The organism is Mesorhizobium sp. M0074 (assembly GCF_040322975.1).
Taxonomy (GTDB): domain Bacteria; phylum Pseudomonadota; class Alphaproteobacteria; order Rhizobiales; family Rhizobiaceae; genus Mesorhizobium.
This window is the reverse complement of record NZ_JAMYUM010000019.1, coordinates 95599-112650: the sequence shown is the minus strand read 5'-3', so window position 1 is coordinate 112650 and position 17052 is coordinate 95599. Positions and strand designations below refer to the sequence as shown.

Below are 17052 nucleotides of genomic sequence, written 5' to 3'. Positions count from 1 at the left end.
AACCACCCGCCGGTCCGGCCGGTTGGCGCGAAGGTCCTTCCATATCCAGAGGATTGCAATGCCGCCACTATTGTGGGCAAAAGCAGCACGGGCAATCAGGTTGGGGTGGGGTGATGACCGAAACGCAAGGCAATTCAAGCCGTCCGCAGGGCAAGCCGGGGATGGCATCGGGGTCGATCGGTTCCGGCCTGATCGCACTCGTCATCGTGGCGCTCGGCGTCTTTGCGCTCCTGGGGTCCTGGTACACGATCGACCAGGGCGACCGCGGCGTGCTCTTGACCAACGGGGCGCTGAGTTCGGTCGTCGATCCCGGACTGCATTTCAAGCTGCCGTGGCTGCAGCGCGTCGAGAAGATCAGCTTGCGCCAGCAGGTGCTCAAATGGGGCTGCGAGAACCAGAACGATTGCAGCGGCCTGCCGGCCATGCAGGCCTATTCGCGCGACCAGCAGCCGGCCGACATGCGCGTTACCGTCAACTTCCACGTGCCGGCCGCCGAAGTCAGCAACGTCTACACCAATTATGGATCGATCGAGGCACTGGCCGACCGTGTCATTGCCAGGAAAGCACCGCAGGAGATCAAGACGGTGTTCGGCCAGTACGACGCGGTGTCGGTTATCCAGAACCGGGCGAAGTTCAACAAGGACGTCGCCGACGCCATCGCGGCGGTAACCGACGGCCCGGTGATGATAGACAGCGTGCAGGTCGAGAACATCGACTTCTCCGACGCCTACGAGCAGGCGGTCGAAGCCAGGATGACGGCGCAGGTCGAGGTGCAGAAGCAGGAACAGAACCTGCAGCAGGAAAAGATCAAGGCCGATATCGCCGTCACCCAGGCCAAGGGCCGCGCCGACAGCGTCAAGGCCGAAGCCGAGGCCAGCGCCTACAAGACCAGGGTCGAAGGCGATGCGACCGCGGGCGCCATCAAGGCTCGCGCCGCCGCAATCGCCAACAATCCGCTGCTGGTCGAACTGACCAAGGCGGAGAGATGGAACGGCGAATTGCCGAAGTCGATGATCCCGGGCTCGACCGTACCGTTCCTCGAACTCAGCACGCCTGCCGCAGCATCGAACTGAGGCGCGGCGCAAACCAGATCAGGGCGGCGGCGCGATAGCCGTCCTGGTGCGGTTACGGCTGAAGCACGGCGCCTCGGGCGATCGCCTGCGTTTGACTTAGAAAAGCTGTCAGCAGCTCCATTCCCGCCGGCCAGTCGCCGAGCCCGCTGTCGCCATTGATGTGGCCAAGCGGTCCGGCGATATGGAGATCGCTGGCCCATCGCTCGGATTTCGCCCTGGCATAGTCCAGCGAGCCGTAGGGATCGTTGGTGCTGGCGACAATCAGCGACGGAAAGCGAAGCCGTTGTTGCGGTGCGTCGGCGAAGGCCCGGGCGGAGGAGGGGAAGGCCGGCGACGCAGGGTCCGGAACCGCGACCAGCAACGCGCCGCCGATAGAGCGGGGGGAGATCCGCTGCCAGTGTACGACGAGCAGACAGCCGAGGCTATGGGCGACGAGCACCGGCGGTGTCCTTGCCTGGCATACAGCGGTTTCCAGCGCAGCCACCCAGTCGTCGAGGTCCGGCGCGTCCCAACTCGCCGGGTTGAACCGCCGCATCGCCGGGTTTGCCTGCTGCCAACGTGTCTGCCAGTGGGCTTTGCCCGATCCGCCGATGCCCGGCACAATGATGAAGTCGGTCATGCGAAGCCCTTCTTTCCTGATGCTGCGCGTGCAATTCTAGGTCTTCTCCCAGGTGGCGGAATGAGAGATCATCGGAAAGCAGCGACGAAATCCGATGGATTAAAGGGCGGTCATGCGGAACGGCGATTATCGGCCAAGGCTCGATCCCACCGATCTGGCGATCATTGAGATCATGCAGGAGGATGGCCGCATCGGCATCTCCGAGCTTGGCCGCCGCGTCGGACTGTCCCAGCCCGCCACCTCGGAACGGGTGAAGCGGCTGGAGGAGCGCGGCGTCATCACCGGTTACAAGGCGGTGATCAATTCGGCAGCGCTCGGGCTCGGCACCATGGCGGTCATCCGCCTGCGCACCACGCATGAGCATATCCAGGCCTGCCTGAAGAAGTTCGCCCAATTGCCGGAGGTGGTCGAAGTGCTGCGGGTGACCGGCGAGGATTGTTTTCTGGTCAAGGTCGTGGTCCCGTCACCGCCCGATCTTGAAAGCATCGTCGACAGCATCGGCCACTACGGCACAGTGACGACAAATGTGGTTCTGCGCGCCGAGCAACCGAAGCGGCTGGGACGCGAATTGATGACCAGGGCCTGACCGGTCTATCGCTTGGTCTGCGTATGCCCGACGGCATTGGCGAACGAGATGCCGCCCTTGATCTCGCGCATCGCCATCGAGGTGATCGTGCGCCGCACGCCGGGCAGCCGGCTGAGCTCCTCGCGCAGCATCCTGTCGAGCGCCATCATGTCGACGGTGACGATCTGCAGGAGATAGTCGGCCTCGCCAGTCGTGGCGTGGCAGCGGCGGATCAGCGGATGCTTCTGCACTGCCGCCTCGAAGGCGTCCGACAGCTCAAAATCGATCGACACCTGGATGAAGGCTTCGATGCCGAAGCCGAGTTTTGCCGGGTCGATGCGGGTCGAGTAGCCGCGGATGACGCCGGCGTCCTCAAGCGCCTTGACCCGCTTCCAGCACGGCGTCTTGCTCAAGCCGACCTCATCGGCGAGCGCGGCAAAGGAGATACGGGCCTCGCGTTCGAGCGCCGCGACGATCTTCCGGTCGACCGCATCCAGCATCATTCGTTCTTCCAATCTGCTTCAGCGACAATTTTCGTCCTTCGTTTCCCGCCAATCGAATAACAGAAAGGGACAATGTTCGGCAAGAAAGCGATTAGACTCGGGGGACCGGGATCCAACAAGCGCCTGCGGCCGAACGGCCGGGGCAAGGAGCATGGCCATGGACAAGCAGGATTATTATGCCCGCATCGAAACGCCTGAGATGCGCGACTATGGCGTCTACCTCAAATGCGACAGGTTGCTTGCCTGCCAGAAGCCGCTGGCCGAGATGGTGAATGCCGACGAGCTGCAGTTCCAGATCGTGCACCAGGTCGAGGAGCTGTGGATGAAGCTCATCGCCTATACGCTGGTCGATGTCGTTGATTTCCTGGAAAAGCAGGACACGCATCGCATCGTCACGCTGATGGCGCGCGTGCACCGGCTGATGCGGCTGATGACGGCGCAGCTCGACCTGCTCGAAACCATGTCGCCCAAGGAATACCAGCAGATCCGGCTGCAGCTCGGCAATGGCAGCGGCCAGGAATCGCCGGGTTTCAAGCAGCTGCTGCGTCTGCCGCCGGATCTGTGGCGGGCCTTCAAGGCGTCATACCTCGACGACCGCGGCCTTTCGGTCGAGGATGTCTACGATACCGGCTACGATCACGGCGACAGCTATGTCGTTGCCGAAGCGCTGATCGAGTTCGACGAGCTGTTCCAGAAATTCCGTGCCAACCACCTCTATCTCATCCACCGCACGATCGGCCTCGGCGCGAAATCGCTGAAGGGCCGGCCGGTCGAATTGCTGGAAGCCGGCGCCCGCCACCGCTTCTTCCCGGAACTCTGGGACATACGCTGGGCGATGACCGACCGCTGGGGCAGCCAGTATGGAACGGTACGGGAGCCGATCAGCCGGGCGGGGGCCAAGGTGGGGTAGTACAACCTTCCTTCTCCCCTTGTGGGAGAAGGTGGATCGGCGCGCAGCGCCGAGACGGATGAGGGGTGTTGGACGGAGTGCCGCCGGCGCCAAGCTGGAGCACCCCTCATCCGTCGCCTTCGGCGACACCTTCTCCCACAAGGGGAGAAGGGAAGGCGCCACTTTGGTGTCGCCCGCTTGTATCCTGCAGGTTTTTCGGGGGATGATGTCGGGCTTGCGGCTGGTGGTGCGTCCTTGGGGCACAACCATCGTAACTCTTGGGAGGACATCATGACCTTGGAAACCGCTCAATCAACCGTTCAGTCGCCGTGGCAGACCGCGGCAATCCTCATCGGCCGGCTGATCTTCGCAGCCGTGTTCCTGATGGCCGTGATCTTCAAATTCATCGATATCGGCGCCACCGCCGGCTATATCGCGGCGGCTGGATTTCCGTTCCCGCTGTTCCTGGCCTGGTGCGCAGCCCTGCTCGAGGTCGTCCTCGTTCTATGCTTCCTGACCGGCGCCTTCTTCTCATGGGCAGCACTCGTCGCCGGCGCCTATGTGCTGTTCCTTGGCTTCGCCTTCCACGGGCCGTCGCACTGGGCCGGCAACCAGGCCGAGTTCGGCTTCTTCGTCGATCACTTCACCTTCCTGGCCGGGCTGCTGTTCGCCGCCGTGCACGGGCCGGGCAGGGTCCTGGCGCTGAGGCTTGGCAGGGCGTGATGCCCAATCTCGCATCCGGCGTTCTCGTAAAGGCGCTCAGAAGGGTGGCTGCGACGATCCCGGCCGGGTCTATGACCGCGACCAGGGCCAGATCGGCAGCACGATCCGCACCAGCATCGTCGTGACGATCGAGAACGGCTGGATACCGTCATTCAGGCCATCGCAGTTCGATTGAAATAAAAGCGAGAGCTAAAGTACGAGCGTTCGAGGTTTATGCTTTTCGTAGATGCGCCTGCATTCCCTCTGTACTTCCAACATTCGGCGGGCTAAGCAAGACGCGGGTCTTGAGGGGGAATTCATGAACATCGCCACGCGTTTTGCTGCCGCCATGATCGGCACGTCTCTGCTTGCCGGCTGCACTACCTTGACCGAAGGCGAATTCAACACGATGCATACCACGCTTGAAGGCAGCCCTGTCACCAAGCGCGTGGCGATCAACGAATGCATTGCACGCGAGAGGTCCACGCCGCTCAACGAAAGAACGACTTACGCGGCAATCATGAATGTCAGTGTCGCAAAATACGATAGCGCCTTTTGTAACCGGCTCTTTAATGCCGTTGCTAATGGCAGGCTGACTTACGCGGACTACCGCAGGCTTTCTTCGCCGGGGGCCGACAGCAGCAAGTTGATCAAGATCCTGCAGGGCCGCTAGCAGGCGCCGCCAGCAGTCTTGCCGCCCTGGCGCGGCAAGCCGTTGTCGCGGCGTCAGTTATGATCGCCGCGTCACATCTGGTCGTTGTAAGGTTCCTTGATCTGACCGACCATGCGTGCCAGTTTCGAGAAGGACGGCATGTCCGTCTCCGGCTGACATTGATTGGCCAACTCCAGCAGTCGGATCGGGAAGTTGACGGCGTCGCGGCTGGACGCCGACATGCCTTCGGACCTTTCCTCGTTGGTCTCGCTGGCTTCGGCCTTGCGCAAGGCGATGTCTATCTCCTCGACAGAGAGCACGCCCTTGCGGACCAGAACCTGATTGATTGATGCGATGGCCATAAGCAGGCCTTCGAGTTGCAGATTGGCGACGTTCATGATTTTTGCTCCCATGGCTAAGGGTCAAACGCGCGAATGCCTGTTCTGATCCGCGGCTGCGGCTGCTCGTCGGCCGGTGAGATGCCTCGGCAAATGGAGGAAGCGCCAATTGCCGACGCTGCGTTCGCGCCCACAAAGTGGCTGGCGGGCAACGCGAGGCGCCGAAGAGAAATTCGGTTTTTTGTCGCCGCGCCACATTTTGTTCTTGCTTTGTGCCGGCAGCTATGCTACTAATTTGGGTATGGTGCTAATTGGCTCCAACGACCCGCCCGCCGAGGCGGGTTTTTGTTTTCAGGCTTCTTTTCGATCGAACGTTGCTTGTGTTGCCGGCTGTGAAGTCGGCGGGACAGCGCCCGGGACAGTACCCCCCTCTGGCCTGCCGGCCATCTCCCCCTCAAGTGGGGAGTCTAATCTGGGTATGGTGCCAATTGGCTCCAACGACCCGCCCGCCGAGGCGGGTTTTTGTTTTCAGGCCGATTTGGAGACGATCACGGCGAGCGAGGCGAGTTTTCCGTCACTCAGGCTTCGGATGTAGTTGCGGCGGCGCTGCAGGAATTCCGCGCCCATGACGACTTCATTTGCCTGCTGCTGCGCCGGCGAGGGCACGATGCCGGAATTGGCTCTCTTCAGCGCCAGCTCAACATGTTCGCCGGTTTCGTCGACGATTTCGTCGATCCGAAATCCGGCATCGTCAAACAGGGCTTTCAATTTTTCCCGATCGGCGAGGTGGCTGGTCGCCGGCGAAACCGCCCACGGCATGGGATAGTATGGCTCGCCGCCGGCGAGCACGGCCTCGGTCCAGATCAGCCTGCCCCGCGGTTTCAGCACGCGCCAGGCCTCGTCGATGACCGCGGCCTTATTCTCGATGTTCATGCCGACGTAGAAGCAGATCGCCGCATCGAAGGTGCTGTCGCCAAAAGGCACTTTCGTCGCGTCGGCCTGATGGAAGCGAACCTTGTCAGACAATCCGCTGAGTGCGGTCAGCCGGCTCGACGCGGCGACAAAGGCTGGTGTCAGGTCGATGCCGTCGACCTGGCAGCCATAGGTCGAGGCCAGAAACCTTGCCGGCCCGCCAATGCCGCTGCCGATATCCAGGATCCGATCTGTCGGCGAAGGAGCAAGACGGGCCGCATGCTCCCGCGTCGCGATCAGTTCGCGGCCATGGAGCTGATCGAATGGATAGAGTTGCGCGGCCGCGAGTTTCCCGGCCGGGTCGGCGTCAGGGATCGCGGCCAATATGCGATCGACGATGCCGTCGCTGCCGTAGTGACCGGTGACATTGCCCATGACGCGTTCCCCTCAAGCGCAACCACCATCCCATCAACGCAAGTCTCACGCAATGCCCGCCTTTTTCGCCCCTCCTTCCAGCCGTTCACCGACGAGGGTGCGAGGTCGTCAGTGCATTTTCTGCCGCCGCGCCACATTTTGTTCTTGCTTTGTGCCGGCAGCTATGCTACTAACTTGGGTATGGTGCCAATTGGCTCCAACGACCCGCCCGCCGAGGCGGGTTTTTCATTTCGGGCTCCTGTTCGACCGAATGTTGCGTGTGCTGCCGAGGTATGTCGGCGCGAATGAACGCGACCGACTATCCCGGTCAGCAACCACCTATCGTCCATAGATTTCCCAGCGCGCCCCTGCGCCCATTTCAGAGAACACCCCATGTCCAACCGTTACGCCACCATCATCACCGACGATGACGGCCGCGAGGTCGTCAGCGCTATTGGCGAGTTCGCCGGCGCCGCACCCTATGCACGCCATGGCCGCTTCGAGCAGGTCGCCGCCGGCGTGCGGATCGGCATGGTGCGCGGCGGTAGCGTCGATGCGGTCGGCGGCTTTGGCTTCCCGTCGGGAGCACTCGACGGCAAGGCGGTGGCAATTCTCAGGGCAAGGCTGAATGCCTTGCCTGACGCCGCTGCGATGAAGCCCGGCACGACGACTGATGCGAAACCGGCAAGCCAGCCGCGGAAGCCGAAGTCGGAACGCGCCGGCAAGAAGGCCAAGCCGCGCAAGCGCATCGTGCGGCCAGGCAACAAGAAGCCGATATCCGCCGGGACGGCGGAGTAGGGCATGGCCAAGGCTCCTTCCACCGGCGATCCGCAGCCGCACGATCAAGCACCCGGCAAGCCCGGCCGAACCAGGCGGGCGAAGAAGACGCTGGCCGACGGCTTTCTCGAAGCGATCCGCGCCGATTTTCGCGCCCATGGCGCCGGCGTCATCGCCGATGTGCGCGCCGAAAAGCCCGATCAGTACCTGAAGCTCGTGCTGTCGGTGCTGCCCAAGGATCTTAATGTCAACATCAACAATCTGGATGCATTGAGCGATGACGAAATCAGGCAGCGCATCCGCGGCCTCGAAGCCGTCCTCAGGCCGTTCCTCGAGAAGCCGGGCTTCGCAAAAGGCCTCGCACAGCCGGGCGGCAAGGACGGAATATCTCAGCCTGCTGGCGGAGCTGGACCGCAGGCGCCGCACTAACCAGCTTGCCGCCTATCGGCCTTATCCCCGACAGGCCGAGTTCCACGCCGCCGGCGCGACCAATCGCGAGCGCCTGTTCATGGCCGGCAACCAGCTCGGCAAGACCAGGGCCGGCGGCGCCGAATGGGCGATGCACCTCACCGGCCGCTATCCAGATTGGTGGCAAGGCAAGGTTTTCGACTGTCCGGTTCGGATGTGGGCGGCCGGCGTCACCGGCGAAAGCACGCGCGACAATCCGCAGCGCATCCTGATCGGCCCGCCGCAGCAGCAGGCGGCCTGGGGCACCGGCATGATCCCGGCCGACGCCCTCGTCAGCACGATGGCGGGACGGGCGCCGGGCGCGCTCGACAGCGTCGTGGTGCGCTGGGGCGGCGGCGGCGATGTCCAGGCCGGCGAATCGGTGCTGTCGTTCAAGAGCTACGAGAAGGGTCGCGAGAAATGGCAGGGCGAAACGCTGCACGGCGTCTGGTTCGACGAGGAGCCGCCGCTCGACATCTATTCCGAAGGGCTGACCCGCACCAACGCCACCGGCGGCATCACCATCGTCACCTTCACGCCGTTGCTCGGCATGAGCGATGTGGTGCTGCTGTTCTTGTCGGCTGAGCAGGTCGAGTTCATTGGTGAAAGGGGAAGCAATCGGCTGAATAAGCCAGCCCGGCGCAATCATTATCCCAGCTGACTGTGGCGCACGGAATAAGTGTGGAGCACTTCTCTTGCAGCAAAATTGTAGTTATTTGGACGGAGGATGAGAGCCGTAACGGAGGGGTGGGCAGTGGGAAATCACTATCGGTCGCTAGTCGTGATCGGTGCAATAATGCTTTCAGGATGCGTAGTGACTGAGAGCCGGTTCAACACAATCAACGCTGGAATACAAAGAAGTCCAGCTTTCAAAAAGGATTTTATGACTCAGTGTGCGGTGGGATTGGGGGCAAAGCCACTAGCTTACCGCAAACAATGGGCTAGAATAATAAACACAAGTGTTGAAGCGTTGCCAGAGGTGTACTGCAAACGCTGGACTGATGCGGCGATGAGCGGACGAATGACGTATGCGGATTACAAAAATGGATTGTCGCGACCTACCTACGAAAGTAAGTTGATCAAGATACTTCAGGGCCATTAGCCGGCCCGCCTGTGTTCGTCGCGCGCCGTCCCGGTTTTGCTCCAGCAAGGTATCTCGCATGAGCCGCCACGTCCCCTTCATGACCAGCGCGGTTGCCAAGCCATGATCCGGAACTAGACTGGCTACATTGGGCGGGAGATCACAACTATGAATAGACGAATGGTGTTGATCGGCGGCCTTTCGTCAATTGTCGTATCACCAGAAGGCAACGTCGGCATGTCAGCAACTTTTCCTCCCGTTCCGAAATGGCGGCCATCGTTTTCGCAGCCCATCGATCGCATCGAGGAGCGCTTTGGCTACTACTTCAACCAGGAGCGTGACTTTGCCATCCTTGAAAACGGCACCTGTGTGCTGACGGAGGCTGGTCTTTCCGATGGCGCTGCATCCTTGGCAGCCATCCAGACGCTTGCCGAGATCTACAACTACCACCCGGACATGAAACCGTCCGATATGGACGATGGCAATTTGTTGGTCAGTTACAATCATCCTGCCTTCAACGTCGTGCTGACCGACATTGCCAAGGCGCATTGGCCAGAGATCGAGGCTCGCCACCAGGACGGACTGACGACCGACGAGGTGTTGTTCACGCCGCTCGGGCAGAACGTATTCGATGATTTTGGCAAAAAGGCGCTGCTAGGCCGGTGCTACATGTTCATGGATGCACAGGCGCCGAAAGTCATGCGCATCAAACGTCGGGCGATCTGATCCCGACTTTTCGACCGGCTCCGTGGCAGGTGTTCCGAGCGATGCAAACGGAGCTGCGAGGCGGGGCGTTGGAGCGCGCACCTGCCACCACGATTCACTGCCGCGAGGGTGAGAACAATGACCCGTCACGTCACCTTCATGACCATCGACGATGCCGAACATTATACGCCGCAGCAGCGCGCCGAGATCATTGCCGCCTATCCGGCGCATGAGCGCGAGGCGCGGGCCAAGGGCATTCCGGTGCTCGGCTCCGGCCGCATCTTTCCGGTGGCCGAGGAGCTGATCGCCTGCGAGCCGTTCCCGCTGCCGCGCTACTGGCCAAGGCTCGGCGCGCTCGATTTCGGCTGGGACCATCCCTCGGCGGCGGTCGAGCTTGCCTGGGATACGGAGGCCGATGTCGTCTATGTCACGAAAGCCTGCCGCGCTTCGCAGCAGACGCCCGCCATGCAGGCGCTGACGCTGAAACCGTGGGGCGAATGGCTGCCATGGGCATGGCCGCGCGACGGCCGCCGCGAGACGCTGGAAGGTGCCGGCACCGCCCTTGCCAGGCAATATTCGGCACGTGGGCTGAACATGCTCGCCAGCCATGCTCAGTTCGCCGACGGTTCCGTATCGGTCGAGGCCGGGCTGATGGACATGCTGGACCGCATGCAATCAGGCCGCTTCAAGGTGTTCTCGACGCTTTTGCCCTGGTTCGAGGAATTCCGGCTCTACCACCGCAGGGACGGCCAGGTGGTGAAGCTGCGCGACGATTTGATGGCGGCGACACGCTACGGCGTGATGATGCTGAGGGAGGCGGCAGTCGACCCGGCGGTGTTCAAGGCCGCGCGGCGAAAGGCCGGGCAGGCCGATCCGCTGGGGGCGTTTCGGTGAGGAAAATCGGGGAGGGAGGCAATGCGCTCCGGCTCCGATTGGAAAACTGTAGTGAACGTCCGTGGACGTGGTGTAGCATCGAATGATCCCGCTCAAGGGACGCATCGGCGTGGCCTCACGGGGGCATTCGCCGATAGGGGAGGATCAGATGCAAAACGGAATTTCTCCAGACCACATACTGCAAATTGGCTTTGGGTTCTGGCCAGCCAAGACATTGTTGAGCGCCGTGGAACTGGGACTCTTCTCGCTGCTTGCGGACGGCCCCAAAACGGGCCTCGAACTGCAAGGCGCGATGGGGCTGCATCCGCGCGCAACGTATGATTTTCTCGACACCCTCGTCGCGCTCGGATTGCTGCAGAGGGACGGCGCCGGCGAAACCGGCAAATACGGCAATACGCCATCGACCGCGCTGTTCCTGGTCAAGCGGACCCCCCAATACATCGGTGGAATCCTTGAGATGGCGAACGCACGACTGTATCGGTTCTGGGGCGATCTCACACCGGCATTGCAAACCGGAAAGCCTCAAAACGAGATCAAGGAGACAGGCAAGTCGATGTTCGGCGAGCTCTATGCGGACCCGGCGCGCCTGGAGCAGTTCATGGACGCGATGAGCGGCATCTCCATGGGCAATTTCACGGCGTTTGCCGAGAAATTCGACTTTTCCAAATATAAGACGCTGGCCGATATAGGCGGCGCAACCGGGCAGCTTTCGGCCATCGTCGCGGCGCGGCATCCGCACATGCAATGCCGGACGTGCGATCTCGCCGATGTGCAGCCGATCGCCGAACGGCGCTTGAGGGAGCGCAATCTCGGCGGCCGGGTCATCGCCGAGACGATCGACTTCTTCGCGGACGAATTCCCCAAGGCGGACATCATCACGATGGGAATGATCCTTCACGACTGGAATCTCGAGAACAAGAAAATGCTGATCGCCAAGGCCTATCGTGCATTGCCGACCGGCGGCGCGTTGGTCGCCATCGAGAACATCATCGACGATGAACGCAGGCAAAACGGCTTCGGTCTCATGATGTCGCTGAACATGCTGATCGAATTTGGCGAGGCGTTTGACTTCACCGGCGCCCAGTTCACCGAGTGGTGCAAAGAGGCAGGGTTTAGTCGCTGCGAGATTATTCCGTTGGCGGGACCTGCAAGCGCAGCAGTGGCTTACAAATAGAGGCTTGGCACCCAGTTCGCTGGCTCGGTCGAGGCCGGGCTGATTGAAATGCTGGACCGCATGCAAGGTCGACCGCCGCCTTCTAGCGCCGCAGTGGACGGTAAGGTTCGCCGAGCATGACCCTCCGCATCATTCCCGCCACGCTGCGCGATCTCTCCTACATCGCCGCCAACCTCCGGCCCGAGGACCGGGCCGAGATCGATTGCCAGTTCGACGACTGGTCGCCGGCGCTGCTGGCGCTGACGGCGCTGCAGGGATTTGCCTATGTCGCCGAGCTCGACGGCAATCCGGAGGCCGGTTTTGGCGCTGCCGAGCAGCGCGGCGGCTTATGGATCGCCTGGAGCTGGGGCACGCGCCGCATGAGGCGCTGCGTGCCTGGGATTACGGAATTCTTTCATGCCGTGCTCGGGCCTGAAGTTGCCGCGCGCGGCGCATGGCGGGTCGAGGCGCGAGCGCTGGCGGCCAATCAACTGGCGCTGCGCTGGCTTGCCCGGCTGGGCGCCACGCAACGCTGCCGCCTGCCGGGCTATGGCAGGAACGGCGAGGATTTTCTGCTCTACGACTGGACAAGAGCCTCTCACTCTGGAGAAAACCATGTGCCTCTTCCAAAAACCGCCGGCGCTGAAGCCGTTGCCGCCGACACCGACCATTGCCGACAAGGACGTACAGGCGCGCGAAGCCGCCTTGCGGGCCCAGCTTGCGGCCAATGACGGCACTGCCGGCACGGTGAAGACCGATCTGTCGCCCAGTGAGCTCACCGGCCAGCGCCGCGTGCTGCTGGGGGTGTGACATGGGCGCCATGAGAAGAGTGTTCCGCAACCGCGTGCTCGCCTGGTGGTACTGGCGCCGGCATGCAAGGTTGAAGAAGAGATAGACGGGAGCTTGCCTGCCGGGATCGCGTAAGCCGCGATCCTTCGCGCCCCCCTCTGTCCTGCCGGACATCTCCCCCTCAAGTGGGGAGATTGGCAGCTTGGAGGACAGCGCCTTTTCTGCATCCCTCGAAAATTGGCGAAGACCGTGATGACAGCCAATCTCCCCACTTGAGGGGGAGATGTCCGGCAGGACAGAGGGGGTGTTCAAGTGCATGCCTCTACAATTGCCCTCAGGTGTTCCGCGTTTTCCGTAACAGCCCAGCGCAAATCGTGTTCCTTCCGCACGGTTGACATTCCTCCCTCAGCCGCCATGCTGCATTGCAACATGGCTATCGAGGAGTTCGGCATGACAGAAGCCCGGTCATCGCGCATCGAGTGCCTGGACGGGCTTCGGGCGCTTGCCGCGATCTGGGTGCTCATCGGGCACTGCTTGTTGTTGACCGGCTGGCAGATTCCTATTCTTGGCGAACCGGACCTCGGCGTCGATCTGTTCATCATGCTGTCCGGCTTCTTGATGGTGTTCCACTACCAGCTGCGCCAGGACAAGGAGCCCTGGCAAAGGCCGGAAACCTGGCTGAAATTCTGGACCCGCCGCTATTTCAGGATAGCGCCGCTGTTCTACGTCATGCTGTTCGTTGCCCTGGCGCTTGGCCCCTATCTCTACGGGTCGAGAATGGTCATCGACGAGTTCCTGCTGAGGTCGCCGCAGGCGCCCGAGCGTTATCTCGACAGCGGCCTGAAGAATATCGGCGCCCATCTGCTGTTCCTGTTCGGCCTGGTGCCGAATTTCGCCTATCGCACGCCGCTGCCCGACTGGAGCCTCGGGCTGGAGATGCAGTTCTACGCGCTATTTCCGGCCATCATGCTGCTGGTGCGCAGGCTTGACTGGATATGGGCGGCCATGCTGACCGCGGCGACCGGCAGCGCGATGGTGTTCTTGATGGGGCAGTTGTCGGTGCATTTTCCGATGCCGTCGTTCCTGCCGTTGAAGATGCAGATTTTCCTGTGCGGGATGCTGCTGGCGGGCGTCGTCCATCAAAGGCAGAAGCGGCCCTTCGTGCATCTGGCATTGGCCATGCTGCTGGCGGCGCTGCCCTTTGGCGGCGGCTATGGACTTGGCAAGCTTTTGATGCGGGAAGCGCTCGTCCTGGGGTTCTTTGCCCTGGTTCTCTACCGCATGCTGCCGGGAATGGCGGGTATCGTGGCCAGAAACATCGCCATGACGCTCGCCAACAGGTTCTTTCATTTGATGGGTGAGCTTTCCTTCAGCATCTATTTGATCCATCTGCTGGTTCTCCAGCCGGTCGCGGCTCTGGTCATCACCCAGTTCGGCCACGAATTGTCGGCGCCGCTGCGCTTTGCGATCGTCACCGTCGTCGTCTTGCCGGTGGTGTGCCTGCTGTCCTGGATCACCTACACGCTGATCGAAGTACCCGGCCAGAAGATGGGCCGTTTCGTGGTGCAGCGCTTTGGGCGCAAGGCTGCGCTGGAGACGACGCCGGCGGAATAAGGCGCTTCCAATCTCCCCCCTTGAGGGGGAGATCGGCAGCCTCGGCGTCCCGCTCTTTCTTTCTTTTCCCATTCACCCATCAAGCGAGGCTGACCATGAGCGATTCCCGTGCTCGCGATATCCTGTCGCGACAGGCTGAACTGGAGAGCGAGCGCAGCCAGTACGAGCATGTCTGGGAGGCGGTGTCCGAATTCTGCGATCCCGACGCGCCCGACATGTGGAGTGGCCGCCGTCAGGCCGGCGTCGATTCGCAGGCCGAGCGGCAGGAGCGGCGCGGTGCGCGTGTCTACGCCAATACCATCAACTCGGCCGCCAACCGGCTGGCCGCCGGGCTGGAAAGCCTGATCATCCCGCAGTCGGAGAAATGGCATGGGCTGTCGACCGCGGCCATCAACGACCAAGAAACCGACGAGGAGAAGGAATGGGCGGAAGCGCTGCGCGACTTCCTGTTCTCGCTGCGCTACTCCGCCAATTCCAATTTCGTGCCGGCAACGCAGGCCTGCCTGCGCAATGTCGTGCGCTATGGCCCGGCCTATCTCTATGCCGAGGAAGGTTTTGGCGGCACGCTGATCCGCTATGCCTCGATCCCAGTGGTCGAAGGCTATCTCTCACGCAACCGCTGGGGCCAGGTCGATATTTTCCACCGCCGCTACGAGCGCACGGCAAGACAGGCGGCGCAACTGCTCGGCTATGACAGACTGCCGGCGCGGATCAAGATTCTGGTCGACGACCCCGCCAAATGCGAGACCAAGATCTCGCTAATCCAGTGCATCCAGCCGCGCGACGAGCGCAAGATGTACAGTCTGAGCGGCTCCTACCAGTATCTCGATACCGCGTTCGCTTCCTATCATGTGATCGAGGGCGAGGAGGCGATCGTCAGGGAAAGCGGTTTTCGCTCGTTCCCGGTGTCATGCTTCAACTGGCGCCGCTACGAGGGCGATCCCTACGGCATCTCGCCGACCATCGAGGCGCTGACGACGGTGCGCGAGGAGAACGCCGTGCGGCGCTCCGGCCTGCGCGCCTTGCAGCAGATCACCGATCCGGCGACCGCCTCCAAGGCAAGGCTCGACTATGTGCCGGTGCTCAATCCCGGCGAGAACTATCCCGGGCTGATCGACGATGCCGGCCGGCCGCTGATCGCGCCGATCGCCACCGGACAGAACCCGACCTATGCCTTCAATTATGCCGACAGCCGGGCCGAGGAGATCCGCGACATAATGTTCGTCAACCTGTTTCAAACGCTGGTGCAGAACCCGCAGATGACGGCGACCGAGGCCTTGATCCGGCAAGAGGAGAAGGGCGCGCTGCTCGGGCTGTCCGGCTCGATCATTCAGGCCGGCTTTGCCTCTAATCTCGACCGCGAGCTGGGCATTCTCGAGGACAAGGGACTTTACGAGGAAGATAGCCGCTTCCTGCCGCCGGCGAGCCTTGCCGGCAAGGCGTTGCGGCCGACCTTCACCGGCCCGCTCGACGTGCTGCGCCGTTCGGCCGAGGCGCGCGACACCATCCAGGTTGTCACCACCGCCATGCAGATGGCGCAGTTCGATCCCGGCGTGATGGACAATATCGACGGCGACGCGGCGCTGAAGATCGTGCAGGGCGCCGGCCGCAGCCCGCAACGCATTTTTCGCCGCCAGGACGAGGTGGCGGGCATCCGCGATGCCCGCGCCAAGGCTCAAGCTGAACAGGCCGGCATGGCGGCGATGGCTGCCGCCGGCAAGGTCGCCAGGGATGCCGTGCCGGCGGCAGTGCAGGCGCGCGACAGCGGCCTGCTCGACGGGCTCGGCGGGCTGATGCCGCAGGCTGCGCAAGATGCTTCGGGCGGGCAGGGCGTATGAGCCAAAAAAGCTTCGCCCATTCCAGCCAGGCCGGCGGCCCGGCCAAGGCGCAGGATGCCCTGGCCAAGGCCTATCTCAGAGTGTTCTCGGGCCAGGACGGCGAAATGGTGCTGGCCGACCTGGCGGCCGCAACCGGCTATTACCGCCGCCCGTCCTATGGCGAATGGTTGGCCAAGACCAAGACGCCGAACGGCTTCGAGCTGCACAGCGCGCTGAGCAATGCCCGCGCCGAAGTGGTGCAGCACATTATGGGGTTTTTGACGCTGGACGAGGCGCAGTTGGCTGCGCTGGAGAAGGCGGCGAGGCTGGAGGGGTAGGGGCTTTAGGAAAGCGTATGCTCAGGCGAACCCCGACGTGAACATCGAGGATGTAGTAATTCATCATCCGGCTGAGCAGCAATTACTTAAGAGGCTTCTAAATTTCCTATCGAAGAAAAAGATCAATTCGATAGAAAATCTCCGCGGGATCCCTAAGGATTTAAACGATATTCTGCATCTTGTTATCATTAGGGGCGAAAATGACAAATTCTATGAAAAGTACCCGTATCCAACGGAGCAGCAGATTCTGGATCATTCTACAATGATGGATAAGAAATATGGCCATCATTTCGTGCTGCCTGTCGGAAAATATAGGTGAAAAATGGATTATTATTATGTAGAGCCATTTGTTGCTGGTGATTTTGGCAAAAATACGGTTCCCGATAACCGCGTTCACCCGCCGATTGTGCACAAACTTCACTACGAGATTGACGTTTGGATAGGTGATGTCCTGATAAGGAGTTTTCCCTGTTATCTTGTCACCAAAGAAGCCGAGCTGGAGCTGCTGAAGATGCGAGTTTCAGGGGCGACGTTTGCCGACGTCGAGGTTACTGCTTCGGAGTTGTTTCATCGGCTGCAGCCAGAAACAGAACTTCCAACCTTCGTCTGGATAAAGATCCATGGGCAGCCAGGACATGATGACTTCGGCATGGCTTCGAACCACACGCTTGTTGTTTCAGAGCGGGCGCTAGACGTGTTTGAGCGCCTCGGCAATGAGTCGGCCGGGATTCATTCATTCGACGAGCCGGAAAAGGATTGAATGATCCTAG

At 61.6% G+C, this 17052-nt stretch carries 21 protein-coding genes and 1 pseudogene; 18 read left to right on the top strand and 4 right to left on the bottom strand.

The genetic code is table 11. The features are described from left to right. Positions 1-113 precede the first annotated feature (113 nt). Positions 114-1073, top strand: coding sequence for a prohibitin family protein (locus NKJ73_RS24115; RefSeq protein WP_352571346.1), 960 nt, complete (start codon positions 114-116; stop codon positions 1071-1073). A 52-nt stretch (positions 1074-1125) separates the two neighbouring features. On the opposite strand, the gene NKJ73_RS24110 is transcribed toward NKJ73_RS24115, so the two are convergent. Further along, positions 1126-1692, bottom strand: coding sequence for an RBBP9/YdeN family alpha/beta hydrolase (locus NKJ73_RS24110; protein WP_352571345.1), 567 nt, complete (start codon positions 1690-1692; stop codon positions 1126-1128). 112 nt (positions 1693-1804) lie between these two features. On the opposite strand from NKJ73_RS24110, the gene NKJ73_RS24105 reads away from it, so the two are divergent. Then, positions 1805-2278: an Lrp/AsnC family transcriptional regulator gene (locus tag NKJ73_RS24105; RefSeq protein ID WP_352453704.1), complete on the top strand. Its 474-nt coding sequence runs from the start codon at positions 1805-1807 to the stop codon at positions 2276-2278. 5 nt (positions 2279-2283) lie between these two features. Here the strand turns inward: NKJ73_RS24105 and NKJ73_RS24100 are convergent, their stop codons facing one another. Further along, a complete protein-coding gene (locus NKJ73_RS24100) occupies positions 2284-2760 on the bottom strand; it encodes an Lrp/AsnC family transcriptional regulator (RefSeq protein WP_502897310.1) in 477 nt (158 codons plus the stop codon). A 157-nt stretch (positions 2761-2917) separates the two neighbouring features. Between NKJ73_RS24100 and NKJ73_RS24095 the strand changes: the two genes are divergently transcribed. The 4 genes from NKJ73_RS24095 to NKJ73_RS24080 all read left to right on the top strand — a co-directional run bounded on the left by NKJ73_RS24095 (position 2918) and on the right by NKJ73_RS24080 (position 5024). Next, positions 2918-3670 carry a tryptophan 2,3-dioxygenase family protein gene (locus tag NKJ73_RS24095; protein ID WP_352571344.1) on the top strand — a complete coding sequence of 251 codons (753 nt, stop codon included), beginning with the start codon at positions 2918-2920 and terminating at the stop codon, positions 3668-3670. Positions 3671-3940: 270 nt separating this feature from the next. Beyond that, positions 3941-4372, top strand: a complete 432-nt coding sequence (locus NKJ73_RS24090) for a DoxX family protein (RefSeq protein ID WP_352571343.1) — start codon at positions 3941-3943, stop codon at positions 4370-4372. After that, the gene (locus NKJ73_RS24085; protein WP_031211496.1) at positions 4359-4547 is read left to right on the top strand and encodes a hypothetical protein; all 189 of its coding nucleotides are present in this window, start codon (positions 4359-4361) and stop codon (positions 4545-4547) included. The genes NKJ73_RS24090 and NKJ73_RS24085 overlap by 14 nt, the downstream gene beginning before the upstream one ends. A gap of 123 nt (positions 4548-4670) precedes the next feature. Next, positions 4671-5024 (top strand): hypothetical protein, encoded by a 354-nt coding sequence (locus NKJ73_RS24080; RefSeq protein ID WP_023675712.1) that lies wholly within the window; start codon positions 4671-4673, stop codon positions 5022-5024. Positions 5025-5095: 71 nt separating this feature from the next. Here the strand turns inward: NKJ73_RS24080 and NKJ73_RS24075 are convergent, their stop codons facing one another. Both NKJ73_RS24075 and NKJ73_RS24070 read right to left on the bottom strand, forming a co-directional pair. Further along, the gene (locus NKJ73_RS24075) at positions 5096-5401 is read right to left on the bottom strand and encodes a hypothetical protein (RefSeq protein WP_023675713.1); all 306 of its coding nucleotides are present in this window, start codon (positions 5399-5401) and stop codon (positions 5096-5098) included. A 468-nt stretch (positions 5402-5869) separates the two neighbouring features. Continuing rightward, entirely contained in the window at positions 5870-6688 is an 819-nt protein-coding gene (locus tag NKJ73_RS24070; RefSeq protein ID WP_352571342.1) for a class I SAM-dependent methyltransferase, read from the bottom strand. Positions 6689-7060: 372 nt separating this feature from the next. Between NKJ73_RS24070 and NKJ73_RS24065 the strand changes: the two genes are divergently transcribed. The 12 genes and pseudogenes from NKJ73_RS24065 (at position 7061) to NKJ73_RS24010 (ending at position 17042) form a co-directional block, all read left to right on the top strand. Then, positions 7061-7465, top strand: a complete 405-nt coding sequence (locus tag NKJ73_RS24065) for a hypothetical protein (protein ID WP_352571341.1) — start codon at positions 7061-7063, stop codon at positions 7463-7465. Positions 7466-7468: 3 nt separating this feature from the next. Next, positions 7469-7873: a hypothetical protein gene (locus NKJ73_RS24060; RefSeq protein ID WP_352571340.1), complete on the top strand. Its 405-nt coding sequence runs from the start codon at positions 7469-7471 to the stop codon at positions 7871-7873. Continuing rightward, positions 7839-8468 (top strand): annotated as a pseudogene (locus NKJ73_RS24055) (terminase large subunit domain-containing protein); the annotation flags it as partial. The gene NKJ73_RS24060 and the pseudogene NKJ73_RS24055, both read left to right, overlap by 35 nt. A gap of 684 nt (positions 8469-9152) precedes the next feature. After that, on the top strand, positions 9153-9698 hold the full coding sequence (locus tag NKJ73_RS24050; protein ID WP_352571339.1) for a hypothetical protein: 546 nt from the start codon (positions 9153-9155) through the stop codon (positions 9696-9698). A 117-nt stretch (positions 9699-9815) separates the two neighbouring features. Continuing rightward, the gene (locus NKJ73_RS24045; protein ID WP_352571338.1) at positions 9816-10571 is read left to right on the top strand and encodes a phage terminase large subunit family protein; all 756 of its coding nucleotides are present in this window, start codon (positions 9816-9818) and stop codon (positions 10569-10571) included. Between the two features lie 82 nt (positions 10572-10653). Beyond that, the gene (locus tag NKJ73_RS24040; RefSeq protein ID WP_352571337.1) at positions 10654-11745 is read left to right on the top strand and encodes a methyltransferase; all 1092 of its coding nucleotides are present in this window, start codon (positions 10654-10656) and stop codon (positions 11743-11745) included. A 116-nt stretch (positions 11746-11861) separates the two neighbouring features. Beyond that, complete coding sequence (locus NKJ73_RS24035; RefSeq protein ID WP_352571336.1) at positions 11862-12455, top strand: hypothetical protein; 594 nt, start codon at positions 11862-11864, stop codon at positions 12453-12455. Positions 12456-12963: 508 nt separating this feature from the next. Continuing rightward, complete coding sequence (locus tag NKJ73_RS24030; protein ID WP_352571335.1) at positions 12964-14127, top strand: acyltransferase family protein; 1164 nt, start codon at positions 12964-12966, stop codon at positions 14125-14127. Positions 14128-14222: 95 nt separating this feature from the next. After that, the gene (locus NKJ73_RS24025) at positions 14223-15965 is read left to right on the top strand and encodes a portal protein (protein WP_352571334.1); all 1743 of its coding nucleotides are present in this window, start codon (positions 14223-14225) and stop codon (positions 15963-15965) included. Next, complete coding sequence (locus NKJ73_RS24020) at positions 15962-16282, top strand: Bbp19 family protein (RefSeq protein WP_352571333.1); 321 nt, start codon at positions 15962-15964, stop codon at positions 16280-16282. Before NKJ73_RS24025 ends, NKJ73_RS24020 begins: the two co-directional genes overlap by 4 nt. A gap of 37 nt (positions 16283-16319) precedes the next feature. Further along, entirely contained in the window at positions 16320-16601 is a 282-nt protein-coding gene (locus tag NKJ73_RS24015) for a hypothetical protein (RefSeq protein ID WP_352571332.1), read from the top strand. 3 nt (positions 16602-16604) lie between these two features. After that, the gene (locus NKJ73_RS24010; protein WP_352571331.1) at positions 16605-17042 is read left to right on the top strand and encodes a hypothetical protein; all 438 of its coding nucleotides are present in this window, start codon (positions 16605-16607) and stop codon (positions 17040-17042) included. The last annotated feature ends 10 nt before the right edge of the window (positions 17043-17052 follow it).